19 protein-coding genes are annotated in these 20,856 nt (G+C 39.6%); all 19 read right to left on the bottom strand.

The window, feature by feature from the left end:
• Complete coding sequence (locus RDQ32_RS00300) at positions 1–912, bottom strand: sugar ABC transporter permease (protein WP_308578612.1); 912 nt, start codon at positions 910–912, stop codon at positions 1–3.
• Positions 913–943: 31 nt separating this feature from the next.
• Positions 944–2,317, bottom strand: a complete 1,374-nt coding sequence (locus tag RDQ32_RS00295) for an extracellular solute-binding protein (RefSeq protein ID WP_308578610.1) — start codon at positions 2,315–2,317, stop codon at positions 944–946.
• Between the two features lie 74 nt (positions 2,318–2,391).
• Positions 2,392–3,312 (bottom strand): ABC transporter permease, encoded by a 921-nt coding sequence (locus RDQ32_RS00290; RefSeq protein ID WP_308578608.1) that lies wholly within the window; start codon positions 3,310–3,312, stop codon positions 2,392–2,394.
• A gap of 1 nt (position 3,313) precedes the next feature.
• Positions 3,314–4,384 (bottom strand): ABC transporter permease, encoded by a 1,071-nt coding sequence (locus RDQ32_RS00285; protein ID WP_007157136.1) that lies wholly within the window; start codon positions 4,382–4,384, stop codon positions 3,314–3,316.
• Entirely contained in the window at positions 4,385–5,914 is a 1,530-nt protein-coding gene (locus RDQ32_RS00280) for an ABC transporter ATP-binding protein (RefSeq protein ID WP_308578605.1), read from the bottom strand.
• A gap of 66 nt (positions 5,915–5,980) precedes the next feature.
• Positions 5,981–7,027, bottom strand: coding sequence for a BMP family protein (locus RDQ32_RS00275; protein ID WP_308578602.1), 1,047 nt, complete (start codon positions 7,025–7,027; stop codon positions 5,981–5,983).
• Between the two features lie 166 nt (positions 7,028–7,193).
• On the bottom strand, positions 7,194–7,943 hold the full coding sequence (locus tag RDQ32_RS00270; protein ID WP_308578600.1) for a response regulator: 750 nt from the start codon (positions 7,941–7,943) through the stop codon (positions 7,194–7,196).
• Positions 7,921–9,612, bottom strand: coding sequence for a histidine kinase (locus tag RDQ32_RS00265; protein WP_308578597.1), 1,692 nt, complete (start codon positions 9,610–9,612; stop codon positions 7,921–7,923). The genes RDQ32_RS00270 and RDQ32_RS00265 overlap by 23 nt, the downstream gene beginning before the upstream one ends.
• Positions 9,613–9,615: 3 nt before the next feature.
• Positions 9,616–10,584, bottom strand: coding sequence for a BMP family protein (locus RDQ32_RS00260; protein ID WP_308578735.1), 969 nt, complete (start codon positions 10,582–10,584; stop codon positions 9,616–9,618).
• Between the two features lie 95 nt (positions 10,585–10,679).
• Entirely contained in the window at positions 10,680–11,564 is an 885-nt protein-coding gene (locus RDQ32_RS00255; protein ID WP_330700258.1) for a carbohydrate ABC transporter permease, read from the bottom strand.
• Positions 11,565–11,713: 149 nt separating this feature from the next.
• Positions 11,714–12,625, bottom strand: a complete 912-nt coding sequence (locus RDQ32_RS00250; protein WP_308578594.1) for a sugar ABC transporter permease — start codon at positions 12,623–12,625, stop codon at positions 11,714–11,716.
• Between the two features lie 83 nt (positions 12,626–12,708).
• Positions 12,709–14,052 carry a sugar ABC transporter substrate-binding protein gene (locus RDQ32_RS00245; protein ID WP_308578592.1) on the bottom strand — a complete coding sequence of 448 codons (1,344 nt, stop codon included), beginning with the start codon at positions 14,050–14,052 and terminating at the stop codon, positions 12,709–12,711.
• A gap of 197 nt (positions 14,053–14,249) precedes the next feature.
• Positions 14,250–14,717, bottom strand: coding sequence for a low molecular weight protein-tyrosine-phosphatase (locus tag RDQ32_RS00240; protein WP_308578590.1), 468 nt, complete (start codon positions 14,715–14,717; stop codon positions 14,250–14,252).
• A 132-nt stretch (positions 14,718–14,849) separates the two neighbouring features.
• Positions 14,850–15,746: a nucleotidyl transferase AbiEii/AbiGii toxin family protein gene (locus RDQ32_RS00235; RefSeq protein WP_308578589.1), complete on the bottom strand. Its 897-nt coding sequence runs from the start codon at positions 15,744–15,746 to the stop codon at positions 14,850–14,852.
• Positions 15,743–16,330, bottom strand: coding sequence for a hypothetical protein (locus tag RDQ32_RS00230; RefSeq protein ID WP_308578588.1), 588 nt, complete (start codon positions 16,328–16,330; stop codon positions 15,743–15,745). Before RDQ32_RS00230 ends, RDQ32_RS00235 begins: the two co-directional genes overlap by 4 nt.
• 201 nt (positions 16,331–16,531) lie before the next feature.
• On the bottom strand, positions 16,532–17,389 hold the full coding sequence (locus tag RDQ32_RS00225) for a YitT family protein (protein ID WP_308578586.1): 858 nt from the start codon (positions 17,387–17,389) through the stop codon (positions 16,532–16,534).
• Positions 17,390–17,743: 354 nt separating this feature from the next.
• Positions 17,744–18,877 (bottom strand): transglutaminase-like domain-containing protein, encoded by a 1,134-nt coding sequence (locus RDQ32_RS00220; RefSeq protein ID WP_308578585.1) that lies wholly within the window; start codon positions 18,875–18,877, stop codon positions 17,744–17,746.
• 211 nt (positions 18,878–19,088) lie between these two features.
• On the bottom strand, positions 19,089–19,607 hold the full coding sequence (locus RDQ32_RS00215; RefSeq protein WP_308578583.1) for a hypothetical protein: 519 nt from the start codon (positions 19,605–19,607) through the stop codon (positions 19,089–19,091).
• A gap of 22 nt (positions 19,608–19,629) precedes the next feature.
• Positions 19,630–20,841 carry a phosphodiester glycosidase family protein gene (locus tag RDQ32_RS00210; RefSeq protein ID WP_308578582.1) on the bottom strand — a complete coding sequence of 404 codons (1,212 nt, stop codon included), beginning with the start codon at positions 20,839–20,841 and terminating at the stop codon, positions 19,630–19,632.
• Positions 20,842–20,856: the final 15 nt, after the last annotated feature.

Below are 20,856 nucleotides of genomic sequence, written 5' to 3'. Positions count from 1 at the left end.
TCAACCTTCCTCTTGTCTTCCAAAGCGTCTTTGAATAAACACCAATAGACATAAAACAACAAACAAGAAATACGACATTGCAGAAGCATATCCCAACTTATTCTTTTCAAATGCCTGTTGATATATGTATTGTATTAAAGAACGGGTAGTATTAGCCGGTCCTCCACCTGTCATTAAATGAATTTGTCCAAAAACTTTAAAGCTGGCAATAATTTGGAGCATCATCACAAGGAAAATTGTTGGTTTTAACAGTGGTACAGTAATCTTCCAAAATATTTGGAGCGGTGCCGCACCATCTACTTTTGCAGCATCATACAAAACCTCCGGTATATCCTGTAAAGCAGCTAAGTATAGCAACATAGAAAAACCTATAGTCCACCATAAAGTCATAGCCACTAAGCTAAACCACACTTTATTAGAATCTTGTAACCATAAAATCTCCTTCTGACCATTCAAGAAATGGCAAGCTCTCAAAAGGCCATTTAGTAATCCACGGTAAGGCGCAAAAACAAAACTGGCCAAATAAGAGGCAACAGAAACTGATAGCACTCCGGGTAAGTAATATGCCGTCCTTAAAAAGCGTCGGAAGCAAACGGCTCTGTTTGCCAATAATGCAAGGATAAATGATAAAATAACCAAGAATGGTACAGAAAAAATCACAAATTTTACAGTGTGGATGCAGGATAAGTAGAAATTCTTATCCTGCATCATCTTTTTATAATTTTCTATACCAACAAAACTGGCCTTTCCCATCAAATTCCAATTGCATAAACTGACATATATCCCTTGAAAAACAGGGAAGATTGTAAAGATAGAATAGAGCACGAAGAAAGGCATAATAAATAATATTGCCACAGCTTGCTTTTTCCCTATTTTATGTTTGTTATATGGAGCAGATAGCAATCTATTCATAGTTTACCTACTATTCTTTGATGGTTTACGTTTAATCCAAATTATTTTCCACAGCCTCTTGAAGAGCAGCTCCGGCTTCATCTAAGGAACTGTTTCCTGTTAAATATGCGCCTACTGCATCCATCAAATCTTTTTTCATTCCGCCATAATAATGTTCACTCTTTGGTGCATATTTCGCATACTCTAACTCAGAAATCACATTATATCCTTTGAGTTTTTTATACTCTTCACTCTGGTTAGCTTCATTTGCAGAGGGAATTTGTCCGGATCCTGCCCAAACGATGCCTCCGTCTTTTGACGCATATACCATAAATTGAACTGCAGACAAAGTCTCTTCTTCTGTTCTTTTTTCTTTTTTGGGAAGAATCAAAGTATGGGAATCTGCCCAACAATATGGCTTATCGCCAAATAATTGTGGAAAAGTTGTGTTATTGAACTTAAGATTTTCCGTCTGCTCGTACGCTCCGGTTAACCAAGTGCCGCCAAAAAGTATAGCCGCTTTGCCGGATTGGAATAAAGCCTGGCTATCATCAATACCGAGAAGAATATAGCCCTCTTTATAAAGTACTTCTAATTCCTCCAGCGCTTTTTTACCAACTTCTACATCTATTGTATTCTTTCCTTCTGCATTGATGAAATCCTTTCCACCCATTTGGAAATAAATTGCATACCAAGTTCTAAAGGGATCATCGCCGGACTGTGTTAATCCCAATGGAGATATTTCAGCAGGTAATTTTTCTTTGCATCGCTTTAAAATATCCTTAAATCCCTCCATATCCTTCACATTAAGAAGTTCCTCTTCCGTAACTCCCGCTTCTTCCAGAAGGCTGGTGTTGTAATACATTACCTCAGCATGAGTATCCAAAGGAATGGCATAGATTTTTCCATCAATGCTTACGGAGTCAAGACTGGATTTCTGATAGTCCTTTGATAAATCAATGTTCAGTTTCTTCAAATAATCATCTAATGGCTCCGCAACACCACTCTGGGAAAGCTCATATAGTTTAGAAACATGAGAGATACCAATGTCAGGACCTTTTCCGGCAGCTACAGCTGTCTGTAACTTCGTATAATAATCATCCCAAACAAGCGTAATGATCTCCACCGGATTTTTAGGATTAGTTTGATTATATTGATCTTTTATTTGTTTAAACCAATCTCCATCTCCTCCGGTAAATAAGGACCAAAAACTTAAAGTACCCGCAGGAACAGTAACCTCTTCAGGGTTATCCACTGTTCCGGTTCCATTTGTTGTCTCTTCTGTTTTCCCTGCTTCTTCAGCTTTTGTCTCCATCTGAGCTTGTGAAGCAGAATCTTTGGTCTCTTGTGTAGCTCCTCCACAGGCGGACAATGCCATTCCTGCCACAAGTGAAAGACTTAGAAATAGACGTTCTTTTCTTTTCATACCATATCCTCCTTTGTTATGAAAATATTGTTGTACCAAGCAAATGCTTGGTATGGATGCCAAAACTCTATACACTAATTCTCTTTCACATAATTCTGTCCCAGCTTATTTGGCGCTCTGAGATCTTTCCTACAAACCGTTAGAACAATCACTAAAACATAAGGCAGTGCACTAAAGAGTTCACTGGGCATGGTGCTCACCCCCAAAGATTTTACATAAACTCCAATAGCCTCTGATACGCCAAATACAGTGCCGAAAATCAGTGCTCCTACCGGGTTCCAGTTTCCTAAAAAGCAAATTCCAAAAGCAATCCAACCGCGCCCACTAATGATTTCAGATGTATACATCCCCACATTACATAAAGAGTAGTACGCACCTGCAATTCCTCCCAAACAACCGGCGACGGCTACTGCCGCAAAACGAATCTTTAATATATCTATTCCTGCGGTATCAACGGCTTCCGGATTCTCTCCACAGGATCTAAGGGTAAGTCCCAATGCTGTATGATTCATCACAAATAAAATAATCGGAATCAATAGATATGCCAGATAGGTAATAATATTTTGGGAAAATAGAATTTTACCAATAAAAGGGATTTGACTTAGCACAGGGATCTGTATTGTGGAAAGCACCTCTACTTTCAAAGGGGTAGTCTGAATGCCAAAAATAACTCGATAGAAAAAAGTACAAAACCCTGTTACTAAAATGGAAATTGCTGTTCCCATTACAATTTGATGCTGGTTCATATATACAGTGGTTAAAGCATAGAGAAGCGCAACCATGAGGCCACACACCATAGCCAGCAAAAATCCAAGATATAGATTCCCACTAATGTATGCTCCTATGAATCCTCCCCATGCTCCTATGAGAAATATTCCCTCTACAGCGGTAACCATCATTCCTGTTCTCTCTGCAATCACCTCTCCAAGCGCACCAAGAATAAGAGGGGTACTCATAAAAAATGCTCTTGCCAAAAGGCTTGTTATATTGTTCATTCTAGGCCTCCTCTGTCACGATTCTCTTTTTCTTAAGCTTATTTAATTCAGCCTTTCTTCTAAAGTAGAAAGACATAAGCACGAAGAGCATTACAAAACCCTGTAGCAGATCAATTACACTGGCAGGAGCATCCGTTGAATGTCCCAATGCCGTTCCTCCAACTTGCAAAAAGCCAAATAGTAGAGAAGCCGGTACAACCGCAAGTGGGTGAGCATTGGCTAAAATAGCGATTCCGATTCCGTAAGATCCTATCTGCGTATCAAAACCGGTAAGAAGCATATGCTGCATTCCATTGATTTCCACCAGTCCTGCAAGTCCTGCAATAGCACCACTAATGGCGAAGGCAAGCATATATTGATGTTGAGGACTGATTCCGGACATTCTGGCAGCATCCTGATTTAAACCGGTTGCCCGAATTCTAAATCCTAAAGAAGTCTTATAAAGTACATACCAAACCAATACCGCAACCAGCAAAGAAATCACAATTCCCAAGGAAACAGAGGTGCCCGGAATGATTTTTGGCAGCCAGGTGCTTTTATCCAAATAGTCTGTTTTCAAATACTCATGTTTTGATTCCTGTAAACTGGTTCTGAGCAATAACTGCATAACATATTGGATAACATAGGTGGACATCATACTAATCAAAAATTCATTAGCATTGAATTTTGCCTTTAAAAATCCAATTATAAATCCAACAACAGCACCGCCCAAAATAGCAGCCATTCCTGCCAAAAGAATTACAATTGGTCCTGGAAGTTTCCCTCCCAGTGCTAAAGATACTGCCGATGCACAAATGCAGCCGGAATAGAACTGCCCCTGCGCTCCAATATTATACAGATTCGCTTTATAGGTGAACGTAAAAGCCAAACCGGTTAAAATAAGAGGAGCCGTTTTAATCAGAATATTTCCCATATTATATGTGCTGGAAAATGTTTCTGAAAACATTACCGTAAGAGCCTGAAAAGGATTCACTGATAATAAAGGTAAAAAACTAAAGCTGATTGTCAGACCTAAAAGGATTGCGAAAAGAATCCAAAGTAAAAAATCACAAAGAATCTCTTTCTTTTTCATTTACGCCTCCTTCAATTCATAGCCTGCCATTAACAATCCTATCTGTTCTGTGCTAAGCTCTCCATTTTGAAAAATCCCCATGATTTTCCCTTTGTATAAAATAGCAATCCTATCGGAAAGAGCAAAGATTTCCGATAGCTCTGTAGATACCAGTAAAATGCTCTTTCCCTTACTCTTTTCTCTCATAATGGTTTTGTGTACATAGTTAATCGCCCCAAGGTCTAAGCCTCTTGTAGGTTGATCAAATATAATCAACTTTTCTCCTCTATCCACTTCTCTGGCCACGACAACTTTTTGTTGATTCCCCCCAGACAAGCTACCAATCACAACTTCATGGTCAGGAGCCTTAACCTTATATTCCTGAATAATATTCTCCGTATAATTGTTCAATTCTTTCCATTTTATGATTCCATTTTTAACCCAGTTTTTAAGATAACTGGCTTTTAAAAGAATATTCTCAGAGAGTGTCATTCCGGAAATCATTCCATACCTGTAACGATCCGACGCTAAGTATCCTATTCCCTTTTCGATTCTTTCTTTTACCGCTAATTGGCTAATCTCTTCTCCGTCAAGAATCACCTTTCCTGCATGAAGTTTTCTTGCACCATAAATCGCTTCGCAAAGTTCCTGCTGTCCATTTCCGGAAACACCTGCAAAACCAAGAATTTCTCCTTCTTTAATCGAAAATGAAACATTATCCAGTAATGGAATATTATCTTTAGATTTTAAAGATACATGTTCTACCTCTAATCTATTTTTCCGATTATCTGTCCCCGTCATTGTTGGCGCTTTTATAATTTCCAAGTCATGTCCAATCATCAGATTGACTAACTCTGACTCTTTAACCGTCCGAATCTCCCCTTCTTCTATCGTTCCACTTATTTTTCCATTTCGCAGTACAATGATTCGATCCGATACTTCTAAAACCTCTTTCATCTTATGGGTAATAAATACAATCGAATTTCCCTTCGCTACATAGTCTCGGACAAATCCCATTAACACATCCGCTTCCTGGGGTGTAAGTACTGCTGTGGGTTCATCCATAATAATAATTTTTGCATTTAGGTAGAGTGCCTTTAAAATTTCAACTTTTTGCTGTACACCAACCGTCAAATTCTTCACCAATTCCCCTGCAGGAACATCAAAGTGATATTGGTCAGCAAGGGCTTGAATCTGTTTTTCTTTTTCTGTGAAATCAATCCTACCTTTGCAATGCCCCAATATTATATTCTCGGTAACCGTATGTGCCTCTACCAAGGAAAAGTGCTGTTGAATCATAGCAATTCCACAAGCCATCGCCTCTTTAGGAGAGCGAATTTCTACCTTTTTCTGATTAATGAAAATCTCTCCTTCTGTGGCATGGTAAAGTCCGTATAAGATTTTCATGATGGTACTTTTTCCGGCACCATTCTCCCCTAAGAGAGCAACTACTTCTCCCTCTTTAATCACCATAGATACATCATCATTTGCCAAAACCTTGGCAAAACGTTTGTTGATATGTTTTAATTCAACAATAATATTTTTTCCCATATAATGCATCTCCTAAGGATTTTTATGAAAAAGGCAGCGTTAGATTAACACTGCCTTTTTATAAATCTATTCAGAAAAATACTGCTTAAAGTCTATTTTTCCATTTGTAATTTCTTCTGTAGCTTTCTCAACTGCCTTCTTACATTCCTCAGAGCACTGGTCAGTAAAGATAGTTTCAAACACACCTTCTTTTACCCCCACCTCTTGAGCACCTTTTAATTCTCCACTTTTGATGCCCTTAATAATCCAAGGATATACATTGGCCCAATTCATGCTTACGGATGCCACTACACAATCACTTTCCTCATTCTTGTTCGCTGCAAATCCTACGAATTTTGCCTTTTTTTCAGCTGTTGCCTGAATTGCACCGGAAGTCGCCTCGTTGGAGTAGCAGAACACTGTATCAGCGCCATTATCAATCATTTGTGAAGCCATTGCCTTTCCGATTGATACATCGGTCCAGGTATTCAAGAATGAACGATTTGCCTTTGCATCAGCTAATCCCCTTTCTTTTACGGTTGCCACAGCTATCCCTTCATAAGTATCCAAAAGGTGTACCATGGCCAGATTAGACTCTCCTCCCATAGTTGCAAAGTTTCCATTCTCCGTAGTGTATCCGGCAATGACTCCCGCAATATAGGAACCTTCATATTCTTTTGGGAAAACCGGAACCATATTATCCGAATCACTCTTGGTTCCATTGATAATGGTGTAAACTGTCTTTTCATATTGAGGCGCTACTGCTGCACAAGCTTCATCAAACTGACTTCCGGCAGCCATTACCAGGTCATATCCCTTTTCACCGTATTCTGTGAAGGTCTGCTCAAATTCCTCTACAGGAACAGACTCAACCACCTCAATCTTGGTTCCCAGTTCTTTATCGCATTGTTTTGCTCCGGCATTATTGCTGGCATTCCAGCTCTGATCATCTATGCTTCCGGGAAGAATTAAAACAATCTTCATGCCGGAATATTCCGAATCTGTCTTCTCGGCATTCTGTTGTTCACCATTCTCGACCTTCGACTCAGATTTTGCAGCTCCACCGCCGCAAGCAACCATCATAGATGCCAATAATGCTAAGGTTGCAGAAAAAAACAAACGATTCTTTTTCATAAGGTAACCCTCCTTTTTTTCTGTACTTGTATTTATGAACAGTATATCTATTTTGTTTTTTATTGAATATATGATAAGTTACTGATTTTATTTGTTTTCTACATATATTTTATCACTTTTATTTATTTTACATATATTATGTATACATTTTTCGAAAAATATATCATTAATATAGTTTTTTTGCAGTATTTTTGTACTCTAATGGAGTAGCATTGTATGCTTTTTTAAATACTGTACTAAAATAAGTCGCGTCTTTAAACCCAACCATTTGAGAAACATCTGCCACTTTATATTGTGGCAACTCCAAAAACAAACAAGCTTTTTTTAATCGAAAAGCTAAAAGATAATCTGAAAAATTATCTTTCAAATGTAAGCGAAACAAGTCCGATAAATAGTTTGGAGAAATATGCAAAACATCTGCTATACTCTTGAGTCCTATTTTTTCTGCATAATGCACTTCAATATAATTCATCGCTTCTCTAACTAAATAATTTCCCACCTCGAAATTTTCTGAAAATACATTTTTTTCAACTGCTTCTCCATCATTCTTTCGTGTATTAAAACCAAGCTCTCTTAAAGCCATAAGAAGTTCTCTTGGATTAGTCGGCTTTGTGAGATATCTATATACACCATATTTAATAGCCCGCTGTGCATAAGAAAACTCGCTATAGCCACTAAGGATAATAATCTTTATGCGCTCATCTTTCTCTCTTATTTTTTCTATAAAATCCAAGCCATTGCACTCTGGCATTCTTATATCTGTAATGAGAACATCAGGGTTTTTCTCCGAAATAGCGAGTAATGCAGAAATAGCACTTTCATAAGCCCCTACTACTTCCATTCCTTCTTGACCGGAAAGTAAAGCCCTAAGTCCTTGTCTAATTTTCGGTTCATCATCTACAATCATAATCTTCATGAAAAATCTCCTCTACTATTAACGGAAGATGAATTTCCACTGTGGTCCCATTATTCTTTTGAGAATGAATTCTCAAACCATAGTTCTGTCCGTAAATTAACTTGATTCGTTTCTCCACATTATTAAGGCCAACACGCTTATCCAAACGTATATCTTGTATCTTTTCTGCTTCCATTCCTTGCCCATCGTCAATAACAGTAATTTTCAACTCTCCTTGATCTATTGCGGCAATAATACAAACTTTACCTCCTCGCGCCAAAGGTTCTAAACCATGTTTTATTGCATTTTCTACAAGAGGCTGCAGGAGAAGCTTAGGACAAGGATACGCATTGCATGCTTCCTCTATGGAAATAGCATATTCCAAACGTTCCTCCATTCTACACTTCTGAATTTCTAAATAATTTCTAATGTATCTTACTTCTTCTTGCAAAGGCACTAATGTATTTGCACCTGATATAGAGTACTTTAACAATTCTCCCAAACGAACAATCAAATCGCTAATATCGTCCTCTCCTCTGGCTAAAAGCATCCAATTGATAGTATCTAAAGTATTGTACAAAAAATGAGGATTGATTTGCGCTTGCAAAGCATTTAATTCTGCTGTCTTCTGCGCCATCTTTTCTTCCGTAACCACATGAATAAGCCTTTTAATTTCACCCAGCATAAAATTGTAGGATTGAATTAAGCTTCCAATTTCATCCTTTTGTTTCGTATGAACCTGAATGTCAAAGTTACCACTTTGTGCTTTCTCCATAGCCTTGGAAAGCTCTTTCAGTGGCTTAGTTATCGTCCATGCAAGAAGAAAGCTGATTAGAAATCCCATAAGCACGGATATAACAGTAATTGTGATTACTCTATTTTTTAACAGTTGTAATTGCGGAAAAATGTCTTTCGTAGCAACAATAGAAAATAGTCTCCATCCAGTAACGCCATTGTATTGACCACAAGCAAAATAGCTAACGTTGCTCCAGTTAAATTGAAAGGTATGTTCTCCGGTATCATATCGTTCTTTTACTATATTAAGATACTCTGCCGGCACACTGGTATTCGAACAAATCACCTTCCCATTTTTATCCGTAATAAGAGTAATTTGATGATGGAAAGTACTTAAATTATTAATCAGTAATTGCATAAATATTTCGGGGTTAAACTCCAGAACAATTGATCCCTTCTTTTCCCCTTCCACCCATATCGTTCTAAGTAAAAAGATGGATCCGTCCTCTAGGCTTATCCATATATTTTTATTTTGCTTTACTTTATCCTCACCCAATTGAACGAAAAGTTCTTCTAAAGAAATTTGACTCATCTTATATTGGTAAAAAATTTCATCTTGTTGATTCAAAGCATATAAATTTTTAACCGAAGGAAAAACATTAATTTCCTGTTCTAAAATAAAAAGCTCCGTTTCTCCAAATATCTTTACTCCTGTCTCATTAATCATTTTATTGGGGGCAAACACCAAATCACTAATAACGTCAATCAATCTATCTAATGTTTCTATATGCTGCGTTATATTCATATCAATAAGGTTCAGCATATTTCCCATTTCTTCTTTTTTATTTTGAATAATTACACTTTGTACCGTTCTGTAAGAAATCACTCCACAAAGCCCGGTAATAAGTACAATAACCGCAATAATTGTGAATGACATTTTTTTCCAAAGACTCATTTGTTACTCCTTGCCCAAGTTAATCCGTCCTGCTTTCAAGTCTTTTTGTACAGTATCAATTTCCTCTATTACTTGTCCTCGTATTTTCTTACTATATTGCACGTGAAAAAGATCCTGGCTCATTCCCAGTGGATATACCCTTTGCTTGCCAAGATGCCCCTTTTTATATTCGTCCATAATCCATGCGTAAACTTTATCAAAATCAAATATAACAGATGCCAAAACAATATTCTCATCTATAGAGCACTGATTCGTAGCAATTCCAATCATATTTGCTTTGCCCGGTTCTTCTTGAAGCGCCTTAAGGCTTCCTTGCCAAACCTTATTAGCATATACCAGAACAATGTCTGCATTTTCTTCTAACACTTGTTCTGTAATTTTATATCCTAAGTCAATATTATCCCAACTGTTGGTATATGCCCTTAGACAGTGCGCCTGACCAAGCCCTCTTTCCCGGGCAACGCGAACAGCATTTTTCTCATAAATGTCCAACATTTTCTTCATTGGCTCATTCGGAAATCCTGCAATATTTGCAAACACTCCTGTTTTCGTTAGTTTCCCGGCTATACAGGAAGCGATATAAGCTACTTCCTCTTCTTTAATTTGAACAGAGACTATATTCTTTTGATTTAAAAACGAACCATTGATAATACAAAACAAGGTATTTTTATATTTAGGCGCTGTAGCTTCTATAACGTCATTAAATTGTGCACCTGCCCCAATAATGAGACCATATCCCTGATCAGCATATTGTAAAATCTTACGTTCAAAATCTTTCTCTGCTATGTTCTCGATATATTCTATTCGCTGATCATTTTTTGCATTATAGAGTTTAATACCATCAATATTTGCCTTGTTCCAACTCATGTCCTCCTCAGAACCGGAGAGGAGAACAATGACTTTTTTTGAATAAGTCCTTTGTACAGAAAATCGATAGCAAATAAGATAAAGAAATAAAATAGTCAAAATCATTAATGCACAAAAATATTTAATCATCACTGTTCGACTATTAGTTCTCATAAAGAATATCCACCTTATTGCCCGCTCGTATTATGATTCACCTTCTTCTACCCCTTCACCGCTCCCATGGCCAGTCCTTCCACGAACTGCTTCTGGCAAAGGTATACCAGTACCAAAACCGGTAACAGGCTGATCAGAGAAGTCGCCGCCATAGGCCCCCAATCCAGTCCCTTATCGGTGATGAAGCCGGCGATAACTACGGGCAATGTCTTAGACTTATTGATACTTAAAATAACCGCAAAGAGGAATTCATTCCATGCTCCCACAAAAGCCAGGATTCCTGCCGCCACAATGCCGGACTTTGTTACCGGAAAAACCACATAGAAGAAACGACTCAGGAAATGGCATCCGTCAATTCTGGCGGACTCCTCCATTTCAATAGGTACCTGAGCAAAGAAGCCCATCATTAACCAGATTACTAATGGCAGGTTAAAGCTGGTATTCATAATAATCAGAGCAGGCAAGGTATCAATCAGCTGTAGCTTCCGCATCACAAGGTAAATAGGAATTGCTGTTGCAATGGCCGGATACATTTTCTGAATCATAAACCATAGACCGAAAATCTGTCTGGTAAAATTAGAGAACTTTCCTCGCACCAGACTATAAGCGGCCATAGAGCCAAAAAGCAGGGAAATGGCAGTGGAGCTAAGACTTACAATCATGGAATTCATAAACTGTCGTCCAAGACCATTCATAGACAACACTGTTTTGATATTTTCCATGGTGAAAACATGGGGAATCAAAAGAGGAGGATTCGCCAAATACTCCGCCCTAATTTTAAAAGCACTGGAAAAAAGCCAGTATAAGGGAAACAAAACCAGCAACATCAGCACAGCAGTAAACACTATACGAAAAGGTCTTCCCCAGACATTTCCCAATATTTCATGCACCATGGAATCATTTGCATCTATTCTATGTTTCTTAGCCATCATTTTCTTCCTTTAAACCCTTTGATAAATCACCAAGTAAAATTATATTGATACACTGCTTTCACAGATTATTTTCACATTCCTATTTCCAAAACCGTCTTTAATAGGAGCAATCGACTTCATGATACAAGTTATCTTGCTGTCCCTATGCACTACAAAACCCGCTCCTCCACCGCTTTTCTCCAGCGAAGGAAAAGGAAACTGACAATGGTCATGGAGAAAACGAAGGCCATGGCCAGAGCCGCCGTATAGCCGGCATCAAAGAACTTTAAGCCTTGCTTGTAAATATAGTTCGGCAACATTTCCGTAGCATTTCCCGGACCGCCATTGGTCATAGTATAGATGGTGTCAAACACCTTGAAAGCATCCACGAAACGTAGCATTAAAACAATAATCAGTAAGGGACTAATCATGGGAAGCACGATTTGGAAAAAGATATGGTGATTTTTCGCCCCATCTACCCTGGCCGCTTCCAGCGCATCCTGCGGAAGTGACTTAAGCCCTGCCATGGTAATGATGCAGACCCAGGGAATCAACTGCCAGACATTGACAAAAATCACTGCCGGCATAGCCGTTTTTGGATTACTCAGCCAGTTCATTTGGGGTACACCCACAAAATGTAAGAGGTAATTGATGATTCCCGTACTGCCGTCCAACATCATACGAAACAGTGTACCAATGGCTACAGGAGCCATAATCATAGGAATCAAGAGCAAAGAAGTAAAAATGCGGTAAATTCTTTTGGTGCCGCAAAGCATCATAGCCGCCAAAAGCCCTAAAACCAACTCTAAAGATACGGAAACCACCGCAAAAAGGACGGTGTTCCCCACACTTACCCCCAAGTTTTTGTCTTGAAGCATCCGAAGATAATTCCCAATGCCGATGAACTTGGGAACGGCATTGGGAAGATTGATTTTGTATTGAAATAAACTGAGATAGAGGGAATACAGTAGGGGTAACAAGGCCGTAAAGCCTAAGAATAAAATGGTAGGAAGCAGGAAAAGCCAAGACCACAGCCTTTCTCCTCTACCTCTATTTCCTTTTCTTATTTCTGTGCCATTCATACTGTATTCCTCTAACTTTCTAGCATATTCTTTTTAAAACTGTTTTTTTGAGATAAGCAAAAAATACTTCTCTACAAAATAGATTAATGATTATAGTTCTTGGTTCCCTCTTCAGGAGGAGCCTGCTGCAAGGCTTCTTCCACAGCAGCCTGCATTTCCTTCACGGTAGTTTCCAAGTCACTTTGTCCGGAAAGGTAAGCGGAAATCAAAGTGTTAAAGCTGGTGTCCACCTGTGTGGAAGCAGCCACTCTCCACCACATATTTGCAGTGTCCAAAGCCTCACGAACGGTATCCATATAAGTTCCCTTGATGCCATCCTCTTCCCAGAAAGCCTTTCTCGGAGAAAGAATGCCGTGATTGTCATAGAACTCCTTCTGCTTGTCTAAGCTGGTGTACATCTTAATCCACTCCCAAGCCAAATCCTTGTTCTTGGAGCCTTCCGGAATTGCGCAGTCCCATGCGGAAAGAAGGGTGATTCCTGTCTTCTCCTTTGGAATTACGGACAATGCCCATTTTCCTACTACCTTGGACTTTTCAGGATTGTCAGCATCCTGTACCAAACCTAATGTAGGCCAGGTCTCACAAACTGCTGCATCTCCATTTAAGAACGCCTGAATGGACTGATCGGTTCCCCAGTTTAACCAGTTGGGGTCCAAAGATTCCTGTAAAGCATTCAAATGCTCTAAAGCCTTTCTGGTTTCCTCGGAATCAATGGTTACCTTCCAGTTCTCGTCAGCCCAAGCACCGCCCATGGACCAAAGCACATAGTCAAACACACCGCCAAGCTGGCCGGTAATTCCGGAAATGGAGGCTCCATAGAAGCCTTCATCCTTCTTGGTTACCTTCTTAAGCTCTGCTCTGTACTCTTCCCAGGTATCAGGAAGTCCGTTTGGGAAAATGTCGGTACGATAAGCAAAAAGCTGTGGTGTGGATGCATTGGGGATTCCGATATACTTATCCTGCCACTTTCCGGAGTTTGCAATAACATTGTCAATGAAATCCTCAGCCTTTACGCCATCCTTCTCCATATAGGGCTGTAAATCGGTAAGGTAAGGAGCAAATTCTCCATCCCACTGGCTGGCTACATCGATCACATCATAGGTTCCTGCTCCACTGGTGAAGTCCAAAAGCATTTTCTGGTGAAGCTCGGTGTATGGCATATCAATGACCTCTACCTTGGCACCGGTTTTCTCTTCAAACTCATCCACCATGGACTTTGCAGCATCCGCATAAACGCCGGACATATAAAGGACTGTCAGGGTTTCTCCATTACCCTTTGCCTTGTCCCCGGAAGCCCCATCGGACTTTCCTTCCTCCGCCTTAGCAGAAGCATCTCCACCTGCATTTCCTTCGCTCTTTGCTCCGCAAGCCAGTAAAGATGCTCCTAAAGAAAGGGCCAATACTGCGGATAAAACTCTTTTTTTCATAGCTTTCCTCCCATCTTTCTTGTGAAATCTGAACAAATAACTATCTGCATTATACCCTACTTATGTAAGTTATCAATAAGCAAAAACACAAAATATTGCCATGTATTTTAGGCAAAACACACAAACAAACACATTCCGCACAGGTTTAAACAAAATATAAAAAAGTCGGTACTGTATTTCTACAGCACCGGCTTTTTTTACTTCTCTTTAATCTGTTCCCATAGTCCCCTACATCCCTCTAGGATATCTTCATAACAGGCTTGAAATTCTCCGCTATACCAAGGGTCGGCAATGGGATGAGGATGGTCGGTATAATCTCCAAGGAGGGAAACCTTGCTTTTGGGGTCTCCGCCTAAAATCCGCCTCATATTCTCCTGATTCCGCTCATCCATCCCTATGAAATAATCGTAACTTCCATAGTCTTCTTTTTGCAATTGGCAGGCTCTTTTTTTACTGCAATCCATTCCCAGGCCTTCCAGAATTTCCCGTACCGGAGGATAGACAGGATTCCCCTGTCCACGATAAATTTCCTCCGAAGAGGTGGCTTTAGAAGATACTTGAAAGTCTTCTGTTCTTCCATGCTCCTCCAAGATTCTTTTAAATAAAAATTCAGCCATAGGGCTACGGCAAATGTTGCCATGGCAGACAAAACAGATTTTTAACATAGTGTTTTCCCTCCTAAAGTGCCGTGGATTGCCCTGTTTTGCAAGGTTTTCTGCGCTTTCTCAAAAACTACATTATTTTGAAATATTAGAGAAATAAGGTAAATTAGTGCAAGATGTCACTTTTTGGCACAATTAGCTCCACATCTTTTTCTCGTGACTCCAAGTTCGCTCAAATAACTCATTCTTTTTTATAGCATCCACAATAGGAAACAGTAATATTTTTAATAATTGTACTGTTTCTTCAAAATCAAGTTTTATCAAGGCTTTTTTCTTTTTCACAAATGAATTCCATCTCATCAGCCTTGTTTCATCATCTGCGAATCCATCCTCAAAAGCAGCAATATCATCAAACGAAGTACCACGGTGATTAAAAGTCTCTTTTATCGCATTCATAAGTTCTGTTCCATCAAAATTATATCTGTTAGCCAAAACATATATATCATAAAAGTCCTTATATCTACTATTGGCAAGCCCGAGAGAAACAAATGCCTCAAATTTTTCTGCTACTACAGAATTAATGGAATAAGCATACACTTTAGGAATATCCATATCCAACAGTACAGGAAAATCCATTTTCATTCTTTCGGGATAGACTATATCTCCGAAGCCGATATCTATAGATATGGGCACTTTAGTTTTATCAAGATATCCTAGAATAGAAACCTTGACTCCATGATACTCCTTAAACTCAGTGATGTAGATTACATCTAATGTATTCAAGTCAAAGCGTAGTGCATCATCACACTTTATAGAAAAGATTTCTTTAAATACCTTTTTCATCTCTTCTACATCGTTTGAAATGCATTGTGCCAAAAGGTCAATATCAGTAGTAGCACGAGTATAGTCTCCATTGAATAATGCATATAAGAAAATTCCGCCCTTTAAAGTAAATCGCTCCGCATACTTTGATATTGACAATCTATAAATGGTTCTTTCCAGTCCATACATTACAATTTTGTCCTGCATAGTCTTCTTTTCTTCAATCGCCTGCTTCTTCAACCTGTCTTTTACTGATATTGCACTTATCATACCAGTACCTCCAGATACTTGTTTATAATATCCTTACACTTGAGCATTTCTGCATATCGAATCAGCTTATTCAAATTACGATCTTTTCTATGAAGATAATTGCTAAGAACTTCCTTTGTTTCCTCAACACCCATTTTTTCTCTATAAAACACGATATCCACAACCGTTTTCTCTATATCATAAATACGAAACTTATTTTTACCAACTTCTATGATTTCTGCACCTACAGAAAAACGTTCCTCTGTAAAATAGTATATTTTTAATTCCGGCCATTCCGGAAGAGTCGACACCCTTGCTTTTCTTGGAATTGCTATATCTATGGCATCCGGACGATAAGTAGACAGGTTATAATGAACAGCGGCGCTCAGAAGACAAATGACGCCATTTGGTACATACGCATAAGCATAATAGAAGTCAGACTCTTCTCCATCAAAATTCGTATTTTCATAATATTTCTTATTTAGTTTTATGAGGATTCCTTGTTTAACCAATTGGCTGATTTTGTAATATGACAAGCCTTTATCTTTTAGTTCTTGAATTGAAAAAATCAATTGGTCGTTGGAAACTTTTGAATATTTTTCCATCTCAACTACCTCTACATCTATTATCCATATACATATCTTTTTTTAAACAAAATGCGGCATATTTTGGATTGTGCCGCATTTTGTTTAAATTCATATTAGTCTTTTTATATTTCCGTGTCAATAAGTGTTGAAATGCCTAAGTGAAATGTCTAAGAAATTCTTATTTCCCCTGCCTGCAACTCATCAACTCTACTATTTTTCCTACCACTTCTTCGGCGTATAATGAATCTCCGCCACATTATAAACGGTAATAAACGCCTTCGGATCTTCCTTCTCCAAAAAGGCCATCAGCTTCTGATATTCCTGCCGATCCACCACCGCCACAATCTCCTTCTTCATCTCATGACTGTAGGCTCCCATAATGTCATAGATACTCATGCCGCTATGGATGCGATTCAAAATAAATTCTGTAAGAATAGCCGCCTTTTCCTCGGTGGTAATCACGCAAACTCTCTTTTTAATGGTCTGCCCAAAGATAAAATGGTCCAAAAGGATTCCGTTAAAATAGGTGCCTAACACCGATAAAATCACGCTTTTTGCATCAAAGGCAAAGATGGATAGGAGGGAAATACAAAGCCCCGCAAGTCCCATGGCTTGTCCCACATCCATGTGTAGATATTTCTGCATCATCTTTGCTACCACATCCAAGCCTCCTGAACAGGTATTTCGATTAAAGAGAATAGAAAGTCCGATGCTGACAAAGAAAATGTAAGCTACCACATCTAAAAAAACATCCCCTGTTATAGATTGATTATTGGGAAAAAGCTTTTCAAATAAAAGCAACACCGCCGGCAGCATGATGGTGCCATAGGCTGTTTTATAGGCAAATGCGTGACTCACAAAAAAATAGGACATGATCAGCAGGATAATATTTAAAGCCATCACTAAAGTCGCCACGGAAAAGGGCAGAAAATGATGAAGCACAATGGCCAGACCGGAAATCGAAGATACTGCCACATGACTGGGCACCTGAAAGAAGAAAACGGCAGCAGCCACAATCACTATGCCCACATTTACCATAATAATATCCTTCACCTTTGCAGAAAGCGCTGTATTCATTTTGTCGTCCCCCTTTGGAATTCTGCTACCAGTATAGCACTCTATTGTAGCGGAAAAAAGACCTGCGAATGTTCACGAAGGGGTATTGATTACTCTTTTTTTATTTCTTTATCAACTGAAAAAATCTTTACTCTATTGATATTCACTTTCTGAAAGAAAGGCATCTCTTCCAAGACTTTTCTAAAAAGAAAAAAGCATCTCCAAAACCTCTATACAGAAAGAAAATGGAAATGCTTTTTTACATGTTTTTGATACTATTTAGTAGCGTGTTTCAATAGAAGTGTTTCAATAGAAGTGTTTCAGTAGAAGCTTTTCAGTAGAAGCATTCTGATTTGTACGCTCTTCTTTACTACATTATGCCTTCTTTGCAAAGCTGTAGGTATAAACGAATTGATCCGGAGTGTAGTTATCAAGCTTTACTCCGCCAACCTCTGCGTATGGATAGCCGAAATCATTTAAAGCCTCTCCATCCTGTGCAGGGTTCAAGGTAAGGTCTCTTCCATCGGACAAAATCATACGCTCTGCATCGCAGTTACCAAAGTAGTATTCCTGCTTCTCCTTGGTTTCTGCCTGATCTTTTGTCCAATTATTCTTTAAAACAGCCTTTAACACATCGGCGGGATCTGCGGAAACCCAACCTGTTCCCTTTAAATAAAACTCTGCCCAGCAGTGCTGATTCTTCGTGATATCCTCCGCATTGATACGGATTCCGAAATGCTCTCTGGCAGGAATTCCGGATGCACGGCAAAGGGCTACAAACATGGAGTTAATATCGGTACATTTTCCGGTCATGGTGGTATCTAGAAGCGCACAAACGTCTCCCTCACCACAACCCTTCACGCTCTCATCTCGATTCATATTGGCAATAACCCAGTCATAGATAGTTCTTGCCTTTTCTAAATCTGTGGTCTTTCCTTCGGTTACTTCTGCGGCCTTGTTCTTCACCTGGTCATTTAAGGGAAGATTCTTGGAAGGCTCCAGATACTTCTTCACATCCTCCGGAAGCTCCGCCTTCTCATCCTCCTTTAATTCAGGGCTTACAATTTCTTCTCTCTTTACCTGTAAATCCAGCTTAACCACTCTATCGGCGGGCTCGGCATTTTCATCCCATTCAACATAAAGCATCTGATTGCCCCAGTCGTCTGTATTCATTTCCGCCTTAGCATTTCCGGCATCATACTTTACGTCCTCAACAGTCTGATACTCACTGCTTTGCGGCACAGGAATCCAAAGGCGAACCTTCTTTCCTTTTTCATACTTGGATAAGTCAACGGTATTGTTTACCGTTCCCTCTACCGTCTTCTTTTCGGAAACCTCTGCCTTTTCCGTCTCCTTCTCCGTGCTCTTCTCTGTAGCGGCAACAAATTCCGTACTTTGCTCGGTACCCTTTGCACTACTCTCCACATTGCTTGATGCCTTATTTCCGCAGGCAGCCATCAGCACTCCTACTGTTCCCAAGAGCAACACGAACTTTAAGCTTTTTCTCATTTTTCCCTCCTTAAGCCACTCTTTTAAGCTGTAACGAAGAAGAGTATACGCCAGAGAACCACAGGAGAGAAATTGGATTATTTTATAAATTATCAGTTTTATTGCATAGACTTATAAATACCAATCCATTATTATAGTCTTAAACCACACTTCCAACGCGAAAAAAGAGCTTGTCTTACACGACAAGCTCTTTTCCATTTTCCCTTACAGCTTATGCTTTCTTTACCAGTAAAGCACTGATTCCTCCGGATACTAAAGCCAAAATTCCCACTACTAAGTATATCCATTCAAAAGTGCCGCTGGTTCCGTATATGTCCAATACCCCTTTATAGATGGAGCCTACCGTAAGTACCGCCACACCGCTCTTCCAAAGGAAGAATGCCAAAGAGGTGAAGAATAACTTCTTTTCCCCTGCCTCATCTACATTTTCCAAAGAAAGATTCCAAAGGCGATTGCCTGTGCATAGGTTGATAAACTTTGGAAGGAAAATGAGAGTTAATGGGAGTAAAAAGGCATAGCTCATAAAAGCTGAGTACACGCCGTGGGAGAAAAGTCCGTAAATCTGCGCAAAAGCAAAGACAAAGATTGTTGTCAAGCCAATGGGGAGAAGAGACTTCCAGGACAGTTGCCCATCTTTTTTTTCATAAAGCTTCTCCATTTTCTCCATCCTTTCTTCTGCATTGTCCTTTCCGCTAAAGGAATGATAATAAACCACTTGATTCTTTTCCATGTTTTCTCCTTTATGATTAGTATTATGAATTCTTTCCGATATACAAAATATCGCTGACTGCTCTCTCGGAAATCTTGTTTCCATTGGTGGTGGGGTTATTGACTACCTCTCCCTGGAACACCATGGTGGAGGATCCACCGCCATCCAAGTTATAGACATTTGTCGCCCCTAAAGACTTCATAAAGTTTGCCAACTCGTAAAGGCTTAATCCCGCACTTTCAGAAGTTCTTCCGTCAGACACCACAAAGAGATAATGATTCTTTGCTACAGTGCCGATGGCTGTTCTTGGGTTGCTGACCATCGCCATACCTACCTCATCATTTTCCGAAACGGCTACCTGTCCGTTCTCTACCAAAACCGGTCCAAAGGAAAGAACCTGCCAAGCCTGCTTCTGAAGCAGAGAGTCTGTAGTGGTGTCGGATTCGGAAATAAAGGAAAGGCTTCCGTCCTTGGATATCACCATATCTTCTCCGTTACTTCCCTGGTTTCTGTATACCACACCGTTTCGAATGACATAGCCACTTTGTCTTGCTCCATAATAATCTCCGTTAATCGCTAAAACCGCATTGTTTTCCTCTGCCATATCGGAAGTGGTATCGGTAATGTTTCTTCCATAGGTATTGTTTGCAAATGCGGAAAGAATACTTGTTCCGTCTGTTACCTCCACATCTGCCACATAAATATTACTATCATAGACTCTATACTGAGTTACGGTAATTTTGCTCTTACTATCAGAGTACGTGCCGATTACCGTTCCGGAACTTGTGCTGCTTGTACTACCGGAGCTACCCTGTCCTCCCCGTCCCGGGCCGCCTTGACCATGTCCGCCGGAGCCGCCATTTCCGGGACCACCGAAGCCCTGTCCATTATCGAATCCACCATTTCCGCCAAAGCTCTGATCAGAGCTGTTTTCATCGTAATTGTCGTTATTCTCACCATCCTGATGATAGCCGTCTTGCTTAAATCCATTTTGCCCGGAATCATCTTGATTGAAGCCACTTCGTCCGGAGTTATTGGAACTTAAACCGTCCTGATCCTGATTAGCTGCATAGGCATTTTCCGCCTCTGTACTCTCCTCTTCATTTATAGACAGCCCGTTGGAATCTAAGTTCTGTCCCGACACCGTCTGCATGGGGTGGGGGATTACGAAGGTATCCAGGAGGGCATAGGAGGTAAATGAAGCCAATGCCACACCACATATAATTCCTGCTTTTTTTCCGTTAAACTTTCTCATATTTCTATCCTTTCC

Origin of the sequence: uncultured Oribacterium sp. (genome assembly GCF_902481605.1) — a bacterium.
In the GTDB taxonomy this organism is placed as follows: Bacteria; Bacillota; Clostridia; order Lachnospirales; family Lachnospiraceae; genus Oribacterium; species Oribacterium sinus.
This window is presented reverse-complemented; position numbering and strand designations above follow the sequence as displayed.

Excerpts from the sequence above, each read along its gene's own strand:
- RDQ32_RS00250 (WP_308578594.1), bottom strand. The coding sequence starts at position 12,625 with ATGAATGGCACAGAAATAAGAAAAGGAAATAGAGGTAGAGGAGAAAGG.
- RDQ32_RS00290 (WP_308578608.1), bottom strand. The coding sequence starts at position 3,312 with ATGAACAATATAACAAGCCTTTTGGCAAGAGCATTTTTTATGAGTACC.
- RDQ32_RS00230 (WP_308578588.1), bottom strand. The coding sequence starts at position 16,330 with ATGGAAAAATATTCAAAAGTTTCCAACGACCAATTGATTTTTTCAATT.
- RDQ32_RS00245 (WP_308578592.1), bottom strand. The coding sequence starts at position 14,052 with ATGAAAAAAAGAGTTTTATCCGCAGTATTGGCCCTTTCTTTAGGAGCA.
- RDQ32_RS00235 (WP_308578589.1), bottom strand. The coding sequence starts at position 15,746 with ATGATAAGTGCAATATCAGTAAAAGACAGGTTGAAGAAGCAGGCGATT.
- RDQ32_RS00265 (WP_308578597.1), bottom strand. The coding sequence starts at position 9,612 with ATGAGTCTTTGGAAAAAAATGTCATTCACAATTATTGCGGTTATTGTA.
- RDQ32_RS00260 (WP_308578735.1), bottom strand. The coding sequence starts at position 10,584 with ATGATTTTGACTATTTTATTTCTTTATCTTATTTGCTATCGATTTTCT.
- RDQ32_RS00215 (WP_308578583.1), bottom strand. The coding sequence starts at position 19,607 with ATGGAAAAGAATCAAGTGGTTTATTATCATTCCTTTAGCGGAAAGGAC.
- RDQ32_RS00270 (WP_308578600.1), bottom strand. The coding sequence starts at position 7,943 with ATGAAGATTATGATTGTAGATGATGAACCGAAAATTAGACAAGGACTT.
- RDQ32_RS00280 (WP_308578605.1), bottom strand. The coding sequence starts at position 5,914 with ATGGGAAAAAATATTATTGTTGAATTAAAACATATCAACAAACGTTTT.
- RDQ32_RS00295 (WP_308578610.1), bottom strand. The coding sequence starts at position 2,317 with ATGAAAAGAAAAGAACGTCTATTTCTAAGTCTTTCACTTGTGGCAGGA.
- RDQ32_RS00285 (WP_007157136.1), bottom strand. The coding sequence starts at position 4,384 with ATGAAAAAGAAAGAGATTCTTTGTGATTTTTTACTTTGGATTCTTTTC.
- RDQ32_RS00300 (WP_308578612.1), bottom strand. The coding sequence starts at position 912 with ATGAATAGATTGCTATCTGCTCCATATAACAAACATAAAATAGGGAAA.
- RDQ32_RS00210 (WP_308578582.1), bottom strand. The coding sequence starts at position 20,841 with ATGAGAAAGTTTAACGGAAAAAAAGCAGGAATTATATGTGGTGTGGCA.
- RDQ32_RS00275 (WP_308578602.1), bottom strand. The coding sequence starts at position 7,027 with ATGAAAAAGAATCGTTTGTTTTTTTCTGCAACCTTAGCATTATTGGCA.
- RDQ32_RS00255 (WP_330700258.1), bottom strand. The coding sequence starts at position 11,564 with ATGATGGCTAAGAAACATAGAATAGATGCAAATGATTCCATGGTGCAT.
- RDQ32_RS00220 (WP_308578585.1), bottom strand. The coding sequence starts at position 18,877 with ATGAGAAAAAGCTTAAAGTTCGTGTTGCTCTTGGGAACAGTAGGAGTG.
- RDQ32_RS00240 (WP_308578590.1), bottom strand. The coding sequence starts at position 14,717 with ATGTTAAAAATCTGTTTTGTCTGCCATGGCAACATTTGCCGTAGCCCT.
- RDQ32_RS00225 (WP_308578586.1), bottom strand. The coding sequence starts at position 17,389 with ATGAATACAGCGCTTTCTGCAAAGGTGAAGGATATTATTATGGTAAAT.